At 68.2% G+C, this 2,465-nt stretch carries 2 protein-coding genes; one reads left to right on the forward strand and one right to left on the reverse strand.

All coding sequences use genetic code 11. The features are described from left to right. Window positions 1-192 precede the first annotated feature (192 nt). Complete coding sequence (locus ACFVVO_RS39365) at window positions 193-1,713, forward strand: ISL3 family transposase (RefSeq protein ID WP_390061695.1); 1,521 nt, start codon at window positions 193-195, stop codon at window positions 1,711-1,713. 32 nt (window positions 1,714-1,745) lie between these two features. Here ACFVVO_RS39365 and ACFVVO_RS39370 read toward each other — a convergent pair whose 3' ends face one another. Further along, entirely contained in the window at window positions 1,746-2,396 is a 651-nt protein-coding gene (locus ACFVVO_RS39370; protein ID WP_390061693.1) for a hypothetical protein, read from the reverse strand. Window positions 2,397-2,465: the final 69 nt, after the last annotated feature.

Here is a 2,465-nt window from a genome sequence, read left to right on the forward strand (position 1 = left end):
CGGGTTCTGGTCCAACTTCTGTGGTGTGCCTACTCCCTGTGATCGTGGGTCTTGCTGGTAGGTCTCGCGAGATCGTCTAGAAACTGCCGGTGCCGACCGCGGTCGGCCTGATGGTGCTGGGCTGTGGGCGAGGTATTGCTCCGGCTGGAAGAGCTGCTCTTCCTCGCGGATCCGGGGATCAGGGTGGAGTCGGTGCAGGATGATGGCGAGGTAATCCGAGTCGGTGTCAGATGCCGGACGGCCGGAGCTCGGTGCCCAGGCTGCGCAAGCTGGTCGGAGCGGGTGCACGGCTCTTACCTGCGGTTTCCTGCTGACCTTCCCGTATCGGGACGGCGGGTGGTGCTGCGGCTTCGTGTCCGGCGCTTCACGTGCGAAGACATCGCCTGCGGGCGGCGGACGTTCGTCGAACAGGTCGCGGGCCTGACCCGGCGATACAGCCAGCGGACCGAACGAATGCGGTCAGTCCTGGCCGAGGTAGGTCTCGCCCTGGCCGGTCGCGCCGGTGCCCGGCTGGCCGATGTCTTCGGGGCGACGGTCAGCCGGAACACGGTCTTGCGGCTGGTCAACGCCCTCCCAGAACCCCAGCTACAGGTCCCGCGGGTGGTCGGCGTCGACGAGTACGCGATGCGCAAGGGCCGTGTCTATGGGACCGTGCTGGTCGACGTTGAGACCCACAGGCCGGTTGACCTGCTGCGGGATCGTGAAGCGGGCACGGTCGCCTCCTGGCTGGCCGAACGCCCGGGGATCGAGGTCGTATGCCGTGACCGTGCGCCGTTCTTCGCTGAGGGCGCCAGGATTGGGGCACCCACCGCAGTCCAGATCGCGGACCGGTTTCACCTCTGGCGCAACCTCGGCGAAGCGGCCGAACGGTGCGTCTCCCGCCACCGCCCGTGCCTCCGCGCAACCTCCGCCGAGCCAGTGTCGGAGAAGGCGTCGGCACCGGCCGAGAGCGGGACGCCGTGGCCTACCGGGCACCGGTTCGCCGACCGCACCCGCGCCAAGCACGCCACCGTCCACGCTCTGCTGGCCGCCGGCCACAGCCGACGCTCGATCCAGCGACAGCTCAGCATGACCTACCGCACCGTCCAACGGCTGGCCGACGCCGCGAGGCCGGAGGACCTGTTCCAGGGGCAGTGGCAGAACCGCAGGACCAAGCTCGACGACTTCAAGCCCTATCTGCACGAGCGGTGGGCCGAGGGCTGCACGAACGCCTGGACCCTCTGGGAGGAGATCAAGACGCACGGCTACACCGGCGGCTACGGCGCCGTCCGCGCCTACCTCCAGCCGTTCCGCACATCCCCGACGGCACCGGCAGCCCGTCCGCCGTCCCCACGCACGGTCACCAGCTGGATCCTGACTCACCCCGACACCCTGCCGGAGAGCGAGCGCCTGAAGCTCAAAGTCGTCCTCGCAGGCTGCCCCGAACTGGATGCTCTCACCGGGCACGTCCGCGTGTTCGGAAAGATGCTCACCCAGCTCCAGGGCGACCAGCTACCGCAATGGATCAAGGCCGTCCGCGCCGACGACCTGCCCAGCCTCCACACCTTCGTCAACGGCCTCGAACGCGATCTCGCCGCAGTCACCGCCGGCCTGACGCTGCCGTGGAGCTCCGGCGTCGTCGAAGGCCACGTCAACCGGATCAAAATAATCAAGCGGCAGATGTATGGCCGGGCCGGCTTCGACCTGTTGCGGAAGCGCGTCTTACTGTCCTGACCGCAGAGCTGTCGCTCGACGAACGGGTCGGTTCAGCTCATCGCGAGCGGCACGGGATCCAGGCCCAGCTTGCTCCGGCATGAATGGACGGCCCGGGCGACCCAGGCAGTCACGGCGTCGCGATCTGCCGCGAGCGCGTGCAGCTCACGTGTCTTCTCCTGGGCGTCGACCATCCACGGGGCCAGCGGGTCCTCTCGAAGGACTCGCTCGAAGTGATCGCGGGCCGTGTCCGGGTCACCGGCCAGGGCGGCCGCGATGCCGGCGTCGAAGCCGTCCCAGAGGAATCCCCGGCGCACTGGTCGGGATGTCAGGTATCGGGCGACGTCCGGCAGAGCTGGGAACTTCTCCCTCAGCGCGGTCACGTTCGCAGCCGCCTGTCGGCTGAGTTCGAGTGCCAGCGGTGTGAACTGGTCCTCGGTGCGGAACGATTCGGAGCCGACCCGGACTGCGTCCACATGGAAAGCTAGGTGGTCCACGTCGTGCCACAGCCACATCGCACCGACCTGCAGACCGCTGCCGGCAGTCCGTGGCGGGGCGAACTCCACAACCCCCAGCCACCACGCGTGATCATCAATCCACAGCCGCGACCGCCCACGCTGGGCCAGGCCGAGCGGCTTCAGGGACTCCCGCGCCGCCGAGGTGACGATCCGGAGAACCGGACTGCGATCTGCCATGACCGGCATTATCGACCCTCGTACCGACACCCCCATCGGTACTGAGCGTCACCGGTCCACAGAAGTTGGACCAGAACC

The sequence above is a fragment of the Streptomyces sp. NPDC058145 genome (assembly GCF_042884245.1).
Taxonomy (GTDB): Bacteria; Actinomycetota; Actinomycetes; order Streptomycetales; family Streptomycetaceae; genus Streptomyces.

Coding starts and splice junctions, on each gene's coding strand:
- ACFVVO_RS39370 (WP_390061693.1), bottom strand. CDS start 2,396: ATGCCGGTCATGGCAGATCGCAGTCCGGTTCTCCGGATCGTCACCTCG.